Origin of the sequence: Actinomyces minihominis, from assembly GCF_900187855.1 — a bacterium.
Taxonomy (GTDB): domain Bacteria; phylum Actinomycetota; class Actinomycetes; order Actinomycetales; family Actinomycetaceae; genus Scrofimicrobium; species Scrofimicrobium minihominis.
The window spans coordinates 153180-167203 of the sequence record NZ_FYEG01000001.1; the positions used below are offsets into that span (position 1 = coordinate 153180).

General features: G+C 59.9%; 17 protein-coding genes. 1 reads left to right on the forward strand and 16 read right to left on the reverse strand.

Annotated elements, in window-relative coordinates; all coding sequences use genetic code 11:
• Positions 1–43 precede the first annotated feature (43 nt).
• From CS903_RS00725 to atpB, 12 genes are read right to left on the reverse strand one after another with little or no spacing between them, the layout of a single operon-like run.
• Positions 44–346: an Rv1322 family protein gene (locus CS903_RS00725; protein WP_306345665.1), complete on the reverse strand. Its 303-nt coding sequence runs from the start codon at positions 344–346 to the stop codon at positions 44–46.
• A gap of 25 nt (positions 347–371) precedes the next feature.
• A complete protein-coding gene (gene nagA / locus CS903_RS00730; protein ID WP_099331636.1) occupies positions 372–1583 on the reverse strand; it encodes an N-acetylglucosamine-6-phosphate deacetylase in 1212 nt (403 codons plus the stop codon).
• A 56-nt stretch (positions 1584–1639) separates the two neighbouring features.
• The gene (gene nucS / locus CS903_RS00735) at positions 1640–2338 is read right to left on the reverse strand and encodes an endonuclease NucS (protein WP_099331637.1); all 699 of its coding nucleotides are present in this window, start codon (positions 2336–2338) and stop codon (positions 1640–1642) included.
• A gap of 30 nt (positions 2339–2368) precedes the next feature.
• Entirely contained in the window at positions 2369–2797 is a 429-nt protein-coding gene (locus CS903_RS00740; RefSeq protein WP_099331638.1) for a DUF2550 family protein, read from the reverse strand.
• 25 nt (positions 2798–2822) lie between these two features.
• Positions 2823–3101 (reverse strand): F0F1 ATP synthase subunit epsilon, encoded by a 279-nt coding sequence (locus CS903_RS00745; RefSeq protein ID WP_242491681.1) that lies wholly within the window; start codon positions 3099–3101, stop codon positions 2823–2825.
• Positions 3094–4545 carry a F0F1 ATP synthase subunit beta gene (atpD, locus tag CS903_RS00750; protein WP_099331640.1) on the reverse strand — a complete coding sequence of 484 codons (1452 nt, stop codon included), beginning with the start codon at positions 4543–4545 and terminating at the stop codon, positions 3094–3096. Before atpD ends, CS903_RS00745 begins: the two co-directional genes overlap by 8 nt.
• Before the next feature lie 41 nt (positions 4546–4586).
• Positions 4587–5516: a F0F1 ATP synthase subunit gamma gene (locus tag CS903_RS00755; RefSeq protein WP_099331641.1), complete on the reverse strand. Its 930-nt coding sequence runs from the start codon at positions 5514–5516 to the stop codon at positions 4587–4589.
• A gap of 2 nt (positions 5517–5518) precedes the next feature.
• Complete coding sequence (atpA, locus tag CS903_RS00760; RefSeq protein WP_099331642.1) at positions 5519–7150, reverse strand: F0F1 ATP synthase subunit alpha; 1632 nt, start codon at positions 7148–7150, stop codon at positions 5519–5521.
• Positions 7151–7199: 49 nt separating this feature from the next.
• Positions 7200–8012: a F0F1 ATP synthase subunit delta gene (locus tag CS903_RS00765; protein WP_099331643.1), complete on the reverse strand. Its 813-nt coding sequence runs from the start codon at positions 8010–8012 to the stop codon at positions 7200–7202.
• Complete coding sequence (locus CS903_RS00770; RefSeq protein ID WP_099331644.1) at positions 8012–8590, reverse strand: F0F1 ATP synthase subunit B; 579 nt, start codon at positions 8588–8590, stop codon at positions 8012–8014. Before CS903_RS00770 ends, CS903_RS00765 begins: the two co-directional genes overlap by 1 nt.
• Positions 8590–8793, reverse strand: coding sequence for an ATP synthase F0 subunit C (gene atpE / locus CS903_RS00775; protein WP_099331645.1), 204 nt, complete (start codon positions 8791–8793; stop codon positions 8590–8592). The genes CS903_RS00770 and atpE overlap by 1 nt, the downstream gene beginning before the upstream one ends.
• A 48-nt stretch (positions 8794–8841) precedes the next feature.
• The gene (gene atpB, locus CS903_RS00780) at positions 8842–9582 is read right to left on the reverse strand and encodes a F0F1 ATP synthase subunit A (protein ID WP_242491682.1); all 741 of its coding nucleotides are present in this window, start codon (positions 9580–9582) and stop codon (positions 8842–8844) included.
• Positions 9583–9991: 409 nt separating this feature from the next.
• Here atpB and CS903_RS00785 point away from each other — a divergent pair, with 409 nt between their 5' ends.
• Positions 9992–10735: a hypothetical protein gene (locus CS903_RS00785; RefSeq protein WP_129587547.1), complete on the forward strand. Its 744-nt coding sequence runs from the start codon at positions 9992–9994 to the stop codon at positions 10733–10735.
• Here CS903_RS00785 and CS903_RS00790 read toward each other — a convergent pair.
• From CS903_RS00790 to CS903_RS00805, 4 genes are read right to left on the reverse strand one after another with little or no spacing between them, the layout of a single operon-like run.
• Positions 10732–11148: a hypothetical protein gene (locus CS903_RS00790; protein WP_099331648.1), complete on the reverse strand. Its 417-nt coding sequence runs from the start codon at positions 11146–11148 to the stop codon at positions 10732–10734. The genes CS903_RS00785 and CS903_RS00790 overlap by 4 nt on opposite strands.
• A complete protein-coding gene (locus CS903_RS00795; RefSeq protein ID WP_099331649.1) occupies positions 11145–12377 on the reverse strand; it encodes an MraY family glycosyltransferase in 1233 nt (410 codons plus the stop codon). Before CS903_RS00795 ends, CS903_RS00790 begins: the two co-directional genes overlap by 4 nt.
• 58 nt (positions 12378–12435) lie before the next feature.
• Complete coding sequence (locus CS903_RS00800) at positions 12436–13101, reverse strand: L-threonylcarbamoyladenylate synthase (protein ID WP_099331650.1); 666 nt, start codon at positions 13099–13101, stop codon at positions 12436–12438.
• A gap of 11 nt (positions 13102–13112) precedes the next feature.
• Positions 13113–14024, reverse strand: coding sequence for a N5-glutamine methyltransferase family protein (locus CS903_RS00805; RefSeq protein WP_129587548.1), 912 nt, complete (start codon positions 14022–14024; stop codon positions 13113–13115).

A 14024-nucleotide genomic window follows, 5' to 3' on the forward strand; every position in this document is an offset into this window, starting at 1 on the left:
GTCGCAACGTGAGTCCCCGCCTCAACAGGGGCACCGAGTTTGCTCACTGCGGGCGTAGTTTGCGCCGCCAGCACTCGCGGTGCCAGTGCCGCCGGGCCTCCACACCCTGCGCGTGCCCAAATGCTGCCTCTTCCGGCCACACGACAACATGTTCGGTTCCGGGAGAGACCTGCTGCAGGCACCCGGGACAAACATAGGCTTTCTCACTGCCACGAACATACTGCACCTGGTAATCCCCGCCACCGGGCCCGGCCTCACTGCGCCGGACGCCGCGAAGGGCATCCAGGTTGAGCGGACGGTGCTCCCGACCCAACTGGGCTCGGCGAGATCCTCGTGACTTAGCCATACGACCGATACCCGTGATGGGCCCGCTACTCCCCGACCAGCTCGCCGCCGCGGTAGACAGCCACGACGTTGAAGTCCCGGTCAGCGAGAACAACATCGGCGCGAAGGCCTGGCGCAATCTCGCCTCGATCCGTCAGCCCGAGGACTCGGGCCCCTTGCTTCGAAGCCATGAACACGGCATCCACCAGGGGAATACCGCCCTCTTCCACCGCGGTGCGGACCTGATCGATTAGGCGCGAGGTTCCTCCGGCGAGGTTACCCCCGTGAGTCAAACGAGCTACGCCGTCAGCAACCGTCACTTCGTTCGGTCCGAGCACGTAGCTCCCATCAGCCATTCCGGCGGCAGCCATCGCATCTGTGACGAAGACCGCGTTGTCACGACCGACGATCTGGGCACTCTCTCGAACAAGGAGCGGGTCAATGTGGACCCCGTCGCAGATCATCTCGGCGATGATCCTCCCCTCCTGGGCAGCGGCCAGCATCGCGGGAATTGGGCCGGGCGCACGGTGATGCATGGGGGGCATGCCGTTGAAGAGGTGGGTGACAGTCGCCTTGCCACCCCGAATGGGAGCTGCGTGAAGTAACTTCTCTCCCATGTCAATGGCCTCATTAGCCTGCGAGATCGTGCAGTCAGAGTGACCCCAGGAGGGCAGGATACCCCCGTCAACCAGGATCTGCACAGCCTCCCGACCGTCCTCACCGAGGCACATTTCAGGGGCCAGGGTAATAGACACCGCGTACCCGCGAGCGGCCTCAACCAACTTCTGCGCCGCAGCGGGGGTCGCCGGGACCAGGTAGGCGGGGTTCTGTGCCCCACAGCGAGCTTCAGACAGGAAGGGTCCCTCGTAGTGAATGCCCGCGATGACACCCTGTTCAACCGCATCTGCCAGAAGACCGGCGCGCTCTTCAAGAACGGGAAGTGCAGCGGTCACCAGTGAGGCAATCAGGGTGGTGGTGCCGTTCTTCAGGTGCTCATTAGCCGCGGTGCGAACGTCCTCGATTGACGTCGAGTCCGGGAAAGAAGCGCCCCCTCCGCCATGGTTGTGAACATCGACGAAACCGGGCAGTAGGTAGCTGCTGTTACCTGAGTCTTCGGGTTTCAACGCTGCGTAGCGCTGCGGAAGATCGACCAGGGGTCCAACCCAGGCGATCAGTCCGTCCTCGATGGCGACGGCGCCCTGGGGGATGGTGTTATCTGAAAGAACAACGTGCCCGGTGAGCAGGTGGCTGTCACTCATGTGTATCTACCTTCTTGTGAGGCTTATCGAGTCTAACGTCGAGCTGATCCATATAGCTAGAAGAGTCGATCCTCTATGTTATCCAGTCCTCGCATGGCTGCGTAGTCGAGAACGAGGCACTCTATGCCCCTGTCTTCCGCCAGCGTACGGGCCTGGGGGGCTATCTCCTGGGCAGCAAAGATCCCTCGGATCCTGCGGTAGCGTTCTTCCCGACCGAGGAGGTCCAGGTACCTGGTGAGCTGCTCGACTCCGTCGATCCCCCCACGCCGCTTGACCTCGATCGCTACGGGTTTACCCGCAGGGTCATAAACCATGAGGTCGACCGGGCCAATCGGTGTCGGATGCTCACGGCTATGCAGGGTCCAGCCAAACCCTAGGATCGGCTCGACCTGCTCGGCTAGGAGAGCCTGAAGGTGAGCCTCTACCCCGTCTTTGCGCAGGCCCGGATCCTCCCCCAGCTCCTCATTGATCTCAGCAAACTTCTCAAAGATCCGAATCAGGAGCTGCCCGTCCGTCTTCGTGGGCTCAACCTGCCAGACGTGTCGGACCCCCATTTCGACTTCCTCGTCGTTCGGGTCACGTTCGGTGAGGACACAGGGTGCAGTCATCCAGTTGAGCGGTTTGTAGGAACCCCCGTCGGAGTGCACCAGGATGGATCCATCGGACTTCAGCATAAGAAGCCTCTTGGCCCTGGGAAGGTGAGCGTCAAGGCGCCCCGAGTAATCAACCGAGCAATCGGCAATTACCAGTCGCAAACCGATCTCCTTACCAGCTCAACCTGAATCTTACTTTCGAAGGGTCCCCGTCGATCGACTCATCCCCGGAGGAGCTGAGTTAACCCAGGAGATAAGTCCGGCTGCATCTCCCTCGGAGAGGGCAAAAGTATAGACACCCTCCGGTGAACGCAGTTTGATGACAATATAATTTTGATCTCGAGAACGGCTTGGGCCACCGAGAACTTCCAGTTGGGTCCGGTGCAGCAGCAGGTCAGCCTGTGTCTTCACACTGGCTAGCCTGAACCAGGCCAGGTTGACCTGCCCGTAGAGTGCAATCCCCCGAATCCACTGGTCCTCATCCGGTGAGATCACCCAGGCGCCGAACGATGCTTTGCGCCCCACGAGAATCGCCGCGCGCAAAGCAAGGTAGGCCACCAGCAAGAGAGCCAAACCGACCACCGAAGCCAGCACGAGAAGCAGAACCGTCGAGATGGACATCCCATACCTCCCGTGACTACGTGGCTCAGTGCTGGCTGGAAGTTACATCTCCGCCTTCGGCAACAATAGTCACAAAGTCTGAGTCAACCGACGCAAAACCACCGCTGATTGCAACCGTAACCTTGTTGCCGTTATCCGCATCAATCTCGACCGTGCCAGGTTCGAGCACGGCCAGGATGGGCTGGCGCCCCTTCAGTATGCCCAACCGCCCATCAACAGCGGGAATGGAAACATAGGTCGCCATTCCCTTCCAAAGCGGAGACAGCCGAGAGACAACTTCGACGCTAAGTTTAGCCTCACTCACCGGCCTGAATTTCCTTCCAACGACGCTCGAGGTCATCGATGCCGCCGATGTTGAAGAAAGCCTGCTCTGGAATGTGGTCGTAGTAGCCGTCGGCGATGCGCTTGAACGCCTCAATCGTCTCGGACAGCGGAACCGTCGATCCGGGAATTCCGGTGAACTTCTCTGCCATGTAGGTGTTCTGCGAGAGGAACTGCTGGATGCGGCGGGCCCGGGCAACCGTGACCTTATCCTCTTCAGAAAGCTCATCGACACCAAGGATGGCGATGATGTCCTGAAGTTCCTTGTTCTTCTGCAGGATCGACTTGACGCGAGTCGCCACATCGTAGTGTTCCTGGCCCACGTGCTTCGGGTCAAGGAGGCGCGAGGTCGATGTCAGCGGGTCCACGGCCGGGTAGAGACCACGGGAAGCAATCTCACGTGACAGCTCGGTGGTGGCGTCCAGGTGCGCAAACGTGGTGGCCGGAGCGGGGTCGGTGTAGTCATCCGCCGGGACGTAAATGGCCTGCAGCGAGGTGATCGAGTGGCCCCCCGCCGAGGTAATACGCTCCTGCAGCATGCCCATCTCATCGGCCAGGTTCGGCTGGTAACCCACAGCTGAAGGCATACGCCCCAGCAGGGTCGATACCTCTGAACCCGCCTGGGTGAAACGGAAGATGTTATCGATGAAGAGCAAAACGTCCTGGTGCTGCACATCGCGGAAGTACTCCGCCATCGTCAGGCCCGTCAGTGCCACACGAAGACGCGTGCCTGGTGGCTCATCCATCTGGCCGAAGACCAGTGCGGTCTTTTCCATGACGCCGGCCTCTTCCATCTCATGGATGAGGTCGTTACCCTCACGGGTACGCTCACCAACACCGGCGAAGACGGAAACACCACCGTGGTCGAGGGCCACCCGCTGAATCATCTCCTGGATGAGGACTGTCTTACCGACACCCGCACCGCCAAAGAGACCGATCTTTCCACCCTGAACGTACGGGGTCAGCAGGTCGATAACCTTGATCCCCGTCTCGAACATCTTCTCCTGGCCCTCGAGCTGGTCAAAGGAAGGAGCATCCCGGTGAATGGACCAGCGCTCTTTGATATCAAGAACCTCATCCTTCTCAAGGTTGAGGCACTCGCCGGTCACATTGAAAACGTGCCCCTTGGTGACCTCACCGACAGGAATCGTGATTGGGCTTCCGGTGTCGGTAACAGGTGCGCCTCGCACCAGGCCATCAGTCGGCTTTAGCGCAATGGTGCGAACCATGTTGTCGCCGAGGTGCTGGGCAACCTCTAGCGTCAGGGTCATGCGGCCTTCGCCCTCACCCTGACCACGCAGATCCAGGTCTACGAGCAGTGCGTTGTAGAGCGCGGGAACTGCGTCCGGGGGGAACTCAACGTCAACAACCGGGCCCACAACGCGAGCGACTCTACCCTCAGCGGGTTTGGTCATTTCGTCTGTCATCACTGTCTCTTTCCACGGCCACGGGGGCCAATCCGTGCTGTTTAGTTAGCCTGCGAAAGAGCGTCTGCACCCGAGACGATTTCGCTAATTTCCTGGGTGATCTCACCCTGTCGTGCAGCATTGGCAAGACGGGTGTAATCGGTGATCAAGTCTCCGGCGTTCTCTGTTGCCGTGTGCATTGCCTGCTGCCTGGCAGCCAGCTCCGAAGCAGCTGACTGAACCATTGCAGTGGCAATCCTGTTTGTGACGTAGCGGGGAAGGAGCATGTTGAGGACGCTCTCTACTCCGGGAATGAACTCATACTCAGGGAAACCCATGCCGTCTGGGCCAAATCCCAGCTCGCCCTCGTCGTCGCCCTCAGCAACTGGCGCATCGACGACTCGAAGGGGAACGACCTGCCGAATCTCTGGGACCTGGCGGACCATCGAGACAAACCTGGTAAAGACCACCTCAACTGCCGAAACCCCAACCTTGGGATCCGGGTCAAGGAAGTACTGCAGCAGGGTGTCCCCGATCTCGTACATCCGCTCTTCGGTCGGTCGATCGGAATCGCCCTCCCAGGCCTTCTCAATCGGCACGCCCCTAAATCGGAAGTACTGGGCGGCACGCTTACCGGAGGTGAAGAGCACCGGTTCCTTACCCGCCTCATGGAGCTCTTCGATCAGGCGCGAAGTCTCTCGGAGGATGGTCGCGGAGTAGGAGCCTGCCAGACCACGATCAGAGGAGATCGCAAGAACCGCGACGCGGTGGGTATCCGTGCGTTCCCGGGTCAGAGGGTGACGAATATCAGAGTGAACGGCCACCGCGGCGACAGCCTTGGTGAGGGCGCGCGTGTAAGGATCCGCCTCAACGGCGCGCGCACGCGCCGCCCCGATACGGGAAGCAGCAATCATCTCCATCGCCCTAAAGACCTTTTCGAGGGTCTCAGTGGCGCGGATCTTCTGCTTGTAAATCCTCTGCTGGCCACCCATACCTAGTCCCTCTTAGCGCCGGCGCGAGGACGAACAATCTCTTCCTGCGTGCGCTCAGCCTCAACATCACCGACATCGGTGCCACGTTCAGAAACAACGAACAGCCTGTGGTACTCCTCAACCGCCCTCTTCAGATCGCCCTCAAGTGCATCATCAAGGACACCTGTGGTGGCGATCTTCGTGAGGATCTCCGTGTGGGCCTTCAGGTGATCGAGCAGGCCGTTCTGGAACGGGAAGACCTCGGAAAGCTCCAGGTCATCAAGGTAACCGTTAGTGCCGGCCCAGATGACAGCAACCTGGTCCTCAACGTTCATCGGGGAGCTCTGGGACTGCTTGAGCAGCTCCATCATGTGCTCACCTCGTGTCAGCTGCTGACGGGTCGTTGCATCGAGGTCCGAAGCGAACATGGCAAACGAAGCCATGGAGCGATACTGCGCCAGTGTCAGCTTTAGTGTGCCCGCCACCTTCTTCATGGCCTTGATCTGCGCGTCACCACCGACACGGGACACCGACACGCCCACGTCAACTGCGGGACGCTGGTTGGAGTTGAAGAGGTCGGACTGTAGGAAGATCTGCCCGTCAGTGATCGAAATGACGTTCGTCGGAATGTACGCCGAGACGTCGTTAGCCTTGGTCTCAATGATCGGAAGGCCGGTCATTGAGCCACCTCCGAGCTCATCCGAGAGCTTGGCGCAGCGCTCCAGAAGACGGGAGTGCAGGTAGAAGACATCGCCCGGGTATGCCTCACGGCCCGGCGGGCGACGCAGCAGGAGGGAGACAGCGCGGTAGGCCTCAGCCTGCTTGGAAAGGTCATCAAAGACGATGAGGACGTGCTTTCCGTCGTACATCCAGTGCTGTCCAATAGCGGAACCCGTGTAGGGCGCAAGGTACTTGAAGCCAGCGGGGTCTGAGGCCGGCGAGGCGACTATCGTCGTGTACTCCATGGCACCCGCGTCAGACAGGGTCTTCTTGACAGCTGCGATGGTTGAAGCCTTCTGTCCGACCGCGACGTAGATGCAGCGAACCTGCTTCTTGACGTCTCCACTCTCCCAGTTGGCCTTCTGGTTCAGGATGGTGTCGATCGCAATGGCTGTCTTGCCGGTCTGACGGTCGCCAATGATCAACTGTCGCTGGCCCCGACCAATCGGGATCATTGAGTCGATTGCCTTCAGGCCCGTCTGCAGGGGTTCGTGAACCGACTTGCGCGCCATGACGCCCGGTGCCTGCAGTTCAAGGGCACGTCGGCCCACCAGGTCCGTGATCTCCCCAAGACCGTCGATTGGCTGACCCATCGGGTCAACGACTCTTCCCAGGTAGCCATCACCGACAGCCACGGAGAGAACCTCTCCGGTGCGGCGCACTTCCTGGCCCTCTTCGATGCCCGAGAAGTCACCGAGGATAACGGTACCTATCTTGGTCGGCTCCAGGTTCATCGCAAGGCCGAGCGTTCCATCCTGGAACTTCAGAAGTTCGTTAGCCATTGCGCCGGGCAGGCCCTCAACCTGTGCGATGCCGTCAGCGGTTTCGGTAACGTGACCGACCTCTTCAGTGCTGGCATCCACCGGTGTAAAAGACTCAATGTATGAGTCCAGTGCGGCCCGAATATCTTCCGGACGAATCCCAAGATCAGTCATTGATCATTCCTACTCGCTTAGTTATCCAAGTCATGTGTCAGAGGCGGGCTTACTTTGTGAGTGCCAACCGTGCCAGGCGGATGTCACTGCGGATGGAGGTGTCGATTGCCTCCTGGCCAGAATCAAGGCGGAAACCCCCCACGAGGTCCGGATTGACAATCTGAGCCAGGTCGACCGGCCGTCCCCACTTTCTCTCAGCAAGAGAAGCCATCCTGGTTGCCTGTGCCTTAGTGAGGGGCTTCGCGGTCGTGCAGACCACGAGCATTCGACCGTTCATATCGGAGGCACGCGCAGCCATGCGCCGGAGCAACTGCACAAGGTGGCCGTAGCGCACATCGTGTGCGGCTCGCTTGATCAGCTTGGTCGCAATAGGGCTGACGTGTCCCTCAAAGATCCGCTCAGCCAGCTCGGCGCGCTCCCTCGGATCTCCCTGACCGATATCAGAGAGTTCAATGCGCAGATCCCGATTGCCCGCGATGAGCGCGTAGGCATCCACCAGCTGCTGGCTGAGTTCAGGGAGTCCTTCGTAGTCTTCAGCGAGGACATAGGCGTCCATCCCCAGCTCCCGGACCGTGGAGGTGAGCTCCTCTGGGTGGCCCCAGTGCTGACGCGCCATCAGCTCTATAACGTGCGCTGCAGTGGGGCAGACCTTGCCGGCGAAAACCTTGGCTGCAAGCCCAGCTCGAGCTTCCGCGCCGCGGCCGGGATCTGTTAGACCACGCAGAAGTTGCTTGTTGGCACTCAGCACGTCATAGACCCCGAAGAGGTCACGGCCAACTTCTTCACCCTGAGGACCCTTGCTGATCTCCTGGCTGAGAAGCCCGCGCGCGGCTTTAAGGTTTGACTGCTGTTCAGCGCCCATCAGGCATCTACTCCAATGGTGTTGGTGTTCAGGTCCGCCTCAACATCATTCATGAAGCGGTCGATGACACGCTGAGAAAGCGCCTCATCCGTCAACTGTTCACCGACGATGCGTTCGGCCAACTGTGTTGCGAGAGTACCGACATCCTGGCGCAGAGCCACTGCCGCAGCAGTGCGTTCCGCTGCGATCTGGCGCTTGGCAGCATCGGTGATTCTCTGGGCGTCCACCTGTGCCTCGTGGCGCGCCTGGGCGACGATACGTCCGGCATCCTTCTGTGCGTCATCGCGGATTCCCTTGGCTTCTTCCTGGGCAAGGCGCAGAACTTCTTCACGCTCTCGCTTCGCCAGGGAGGCATCCTCGTGTGCCCTATCGGCGGCATCGAGGCCGGCATCAATCTGCTCCCGACGCTCATCAAGCATCGCGTAGATCTTGGGAAGTGCCTTTCCAAGCACGAGCCAAAGCCCAAGGATGATCAGCGCAGACCAGAAGATCTCATATACCGGTGGTATCAAGACATCAAGGCCACCCACGACGGGCACGTCTGGGTTCTGTGCTGGAACGGAGAAAGCGAACAGCATTAGACGATGAACGCCAGAACGAAGCCGATCAGGGCCAGAGCCTCAACAAGGGATGCACCGATGATCATGTTGGTGAACAGGCGACCTGCAACCTCGGGCTGGCGTGCTGTTGCATCCTGAGTGTGTGCGACAAGCAGCCCAATACCGAGGGCGGGGCCGAGGGTTGCGAGGCCGTAGCCGAGGATTGTGATAGAACCGGTCATCGTTTCTTCCTTTGGGTTAATTACTGGCAGTTTTACCTGCGGGACAAACTAGTGGGCTTCTACGGACATCTTGATGTAGACGGCGGTAAGAACGGTGAAAACATAGGCCTGAAGGACGGCCACAAAGATCTCAAACAACGTGACCACCACCGAGGAGGCGAGGGTCAGAACCGAGAGGGGGGCCATCGCTGCAACACCGAGCAGCAGCACCTGGGTGCCGAAGTAGGTCAGCGCCAGGAGCATGTGTCCGGCGATCATGTTGGCTAGAAGACGGATGGCTAGGGTCACAGGACGAACCACAAAGGTTGAGATGACCTCGATAGGTGTCAGCAGGAAGTACACCGGCCAGGGGATCCCCGGGGGGAACAGCTGTTCACGGAAGAACTTCACACCCCCGCGCGCCTTGATTCCGGCACCGACGAAGGTGACATAGGAGATCACAGCGAACACAAGCGGGACCGACATAACCGAGGACGCCGCGATGTTGACACCCGGAAGGATGCCTGTGAGGTTCATTCCCAGAACGCCGAAGAAAATGAAGGCGAGGACTGCTCCGTAGCGCTTACCACGGCGCGTTCCCAGTAGTTCAATGCCTATGTTGTCACGAACGAAAGACACGCCCATTTCGATGAGGACCTGCCCGCGCGAAGGTCGCAACTTCAAGCCGATGGCCGTAATCGTGAAGATCAGGGCGACAACCAGGGCTGCGATGATCCTGGCTAGCACCAGGCGATTGAGCTCAAACGCAGTCCCCTCCCAGATGACTGCCTCTGGGAAGAAATCAGCCATTCCTGGACTGTGCACATCTGGATTTGCATCACCAAACGGCGCAAGAACACCCGGGTAGATCGTTACTGCTACAACAGCGACGAGTAGAACGAGGCCAACCCACCACCAAACCGGACGACCAGCCCTGCTGGGTTCCTTGTGGGTGGGTGTAACATCGGACGCTTTTTCACGCGCCTGCGCGGCCACAGTTGACGTGGTCAGAGCGTACCTCCAGTTAGTCGCGCCTTCACCAGTGAAGGCTGTACCTTTTCAGTCGGGTGACGGTGCATCACGACGAACCTCATGCTATCAGTCCGATTCAGAATCTGGGACCTGAAAAGAAGTCGTGATAGAACTCTCTAATACAACTGTTTCCCGCAGTGGCATGGAACATCTGGTGCTGCAGGTGACCGAGTCAACAGGAGAACATGTGAGCCAACAGGCAGATAGCAAAGCTACGAACCAGCCTGACGTCGCTGCTGGAACCGCGGAGGGCGAAGAGGATTCTGAAAGACGAGACCCCTGGTTCGCCCCGGCGAGCGAGGTGGGTCTTACCGCCGGTCTGGTGACCCTGCTGATTTTCCTGCGGATCTTTGCTGTGGCCTGGTGGGACTGGAGTGTCGCCGCGGCTCTCGCCGAGTCATTCGAGTTCAACGATTCTGTTTCGATCCTGGTGGGCACCCTTTTCGAGCGTCCCACCCTCACCGGGCTGCTCATCATCGTGGCACTGCCGCTGGCACTGTTCCGCGACTACTGGCTGGCCTCCCACAAGGTGACGCGGAGCCGCATCAAAAATGCCTTCCTTATCGTCGCCCTCATCGCCATGGTCTATGTTCTGGTTCGAACCATGGGAATGTGGTGGGTGGCCATTGCCGCAGCAACCGCGTCAATTGTGCTTGTAATCTTTTCCAAAGTTGTCAAGCACGTCGGTTGGAACCGGGACATAGCCAGGTTTGGCGCACACGTCGGAGGCGCACTAGCACTCGCCCTCGTCTCTATCGCCGCCACAATTGACACTCCGTGGGTCAGCGAAGAATACATTGAAACCACCGACGGGATCATCAACGGTTACGTCCTTGAAACCGAACCGGGCTTCGTCAAGATCTTGTCAGAGCAAAGGGAAATCCTCTTCATTCCCGATGAGGACGTCATTTCCAGAACCCTTGCAGACTAGTTTTCAGTCTCTGTGGGGACCGCCTGCCGTTTCCTCGGGGCAAAGGCCAGCACCTGAACGATGGAACTGATGGCGATCGCGGCGATCAGAAGGATCGCCACAACAGTCACGTCCAGCTGTTCAAAGTTCTTTGCCGCCACCAGCGCCACCACCGTCACGACAACCTTGATTCCAAAGTCGAGGGCGATCCACACCACGGAGGGCTCCACTGCGGCAACCGTCTTCGATGTGGTGAACCACGAGGTCGCAAGCATCACGGCTCCGATCACAACCCCGATGATTACCGACAGCCAGGGGGACCCGGGCATGAGCAAGCCGAGGCCCACCCCGAGCACAACCAGTCCACCGGCTCCGTAGATCAGGCCGGTCTTCAGTCGTTCTACTCCCCGGCGCACCTGCAGCGAACGTGTCATTCTTTCCTTCTTTCATCCTGGCGCCCCGGCGCCAGTGGAAGCCAGCGAGAGTCAAGGTTCGGCCTCGCAATAACCGTCTGCCCGTCGTCCGTCGCAACCGTGCCCCCCGGCACTCCGGCCCCTCGAACACGTCTGCGGGAACGGCTGGATCCAGGGAACTGGAAGGCGGTGGCAAGAATGACGAGGACCGCGAGTGGTATCGCCCAGGCCAGAACGATCACAGCCGGCAGGAGTACAAAGGAAACCGCAACCACGCAGGCCCAGGTTGTCCACGCGTAGAGGATCAACACAACGCCGCGGTGAGAATGCCCGTGTTGGAGCAGGCGGTCGTGGAGGTGGGTGCGATCGGCTGTCATGGGGCTCTTGCCGTGGACCATTCGCAGCAAAGGTGTGATGACAAGGTCGGAAATGGGAATGAGAAGCACCGCGAGCGGCAGAATCACCGGAACCCAGGGGGTGACCACAGACTGCTCAGCAAGCAGGCCCGGGTTCACCTGGCCGGTGACGATGATGGTCGCCGAACCCAGCATGAGGCCGAGCACCATCGCACCGGAATCCCCCATGAAAATCGAGGCCGGGTGCCAGTTAAACCAGAGAAAAGCAATACACGCCCCCGCGAGAGCCACTGTGACGACCGCCGCCGCTGTGGCATAGGAGGTCGCCCCCATCAGTCGAGTCAGGGTGTAGGAGTAGGCAAAGAACGACAGGGAACCGATGGCAATTACCCCGGCGGCCAAGCCGTCGAGTCCGTCGACGAAGTTCACGGCATTGATGATGGCCACCAGAATCAGCGTTGAGACAAGAACCGACAGCCACGCCGAACCGACCGTAACCCCGAAGATGGGAATGCTGATCAGCTGCACTCCCCCGATTGCCATGCCCCCGGCAATGAGGATCTGGCCCGTCAGTTTGGTGAGCCAGTCCAGCTCCCAGATGTCATCCACGGCACCTAGAAGGGCGATTGCTATTGCCCCCAGGGCAACGGACCAGAGTGTGGGGGAGGAATCATAGATGGGTCGCAGGTAGGGAATGGAGTAGCCGAGGACAAAGGCTGCGAGGATCCCGCCCGTCATTGCGAGACCGCCGAGCCTGGGGATGGGGTGCGCGTGAACGTCGCGGGCCCGAAGCGGGGTGAGGATGTTCAGGCTGAGGGCGAGCCTGCGCACCACGGGGGTGAGGATGAGTGTCACCGCGAGGGCGGTCAGAAGAACCAGCAGGTAAACGCGCACTACCAGACCCCACCCTCTCCACTGATATGGGTACCCGAGCAACCACGGTCGCCCGGACTTAGATTGACTTTAACAGCTCTTGTATCTGCTTCAGGGTAATCGCACCCGCGCGAATCAAACGCGGAGTTGCACCGGTGCAGTCAACGATGGTGGAAGCCTGCCCCAGCGGAGAGGGTCCCCCATCGACGTAGACGGCAACTTCGCTACCAAAGTACTCGTGGGCCTCCTCAACAGTTTCCGAGGGTGGGAACCCCGTCCGGTTAGCTGAGGTGACAGCCAGGGGTCCTGTCATCTGGAGGGCGGAGAGCGCAAGCTCTGACTGGGGCATGCGGACGGCGATCGTATCCCCCACAGAGCTGCCATCCCAGCCGAACTGAACAGCCGCGGGAGCAATGATGGTTAGGGGCCCGGGCCAGAAGGCATCCGCAAGTGCTGTCACCACATCACGCTGCTCGAGCGAGGTGAACTTACAGAGCCCAAGAAGCTCCTCGGTAAAGGCTCCCAAAACCGGGGGCGGCATGCTGTTATCGCGGCCCTTTGCTCCGAGGAGGCGCATGACGGCAAGGGAGGAGAACGGGTCCGCGCCAATGCCATAGACCGTGTCGGTAGGTAGCACAACTAGCTCTCCACGCCCCACGGCATCGAGCAGCCGCGAGGCGACCTCTTCCGGAAGGTCGTTTTCACCCCGGTTGAACAGTGGTGCAACGTCCCTGTAAACGGCCATGTCTCCCCCTTCTATGCTTTGGTCGCCTTGAGGAACCTTGGCTTCCCGGCCAGATCATTAATGGTTATCGAGTCGATGAAACCAACGCTTGAAGCCTGGTCCGTGAGTGCAGGTCCCTGTCCCTCACCATGTTCCATAAGCAGCGTTCCCCCCTGCTTGAGCAGAGCGAACGCCCTGTTGACAATGCCGCGGGGTGTCACCAGACCATCTTCCCCTCCACCATAAAGCGCGATCTCTGGGTCCACCTGGGCTTCAGGCTGTGTTGGGGCATCTGCCACACCCACGTAGGGTGGGTTTGAGGCGATGAGGTCAAACGTGCCCTCCTCACCAACGAGGGCGCGGGTCGCATCACCAATCTCGACACGGATCGAAGATCCTCTGAGGAGAGTGGCAGTGACACGGACATTTGCGTTCAGGAACCTGGCCGCACCGGGATCGAGTTCGACCAGGGTCACATTGGTCTGACTGCGCTCACTGGCTAGAGCCAACCCAATAGCGCCGGAGCCTGAGCAAAGATCCGCCACGACGCGTTCGCCCTCACCGAGGGCATCCAGGGCAAGGTCAACGATCATCTCCGTCTCAGGACGGACCACAAACACCCCGGGACCAGCCTTCAGGGTGAGGTAGCGAAAATGCATCTGCCCCGTAATGTGCTGAAACGGAACCCTGGCCCTACGTTGAGCGATGGCGCTGCGGTACTTTTCTGCAGCACGTATCCCCGCCTCAGGGGGTGCGGTGATCAGCGTGTCAACGCCAAGGGCCCACTCAAGGAGCCAGCGTGCCTCAACCGGAGGCAGCCCCACCCTCGTCAGCTCTTGGCTCCCCCACTTCATCAGTGTCTCGACCGGAACACTTGCAGTCCCCCGGCCGGCAACTCGACTAACGAAGAATGAGAACTCCGGGTCCCTATCGGCGGGTGTCAA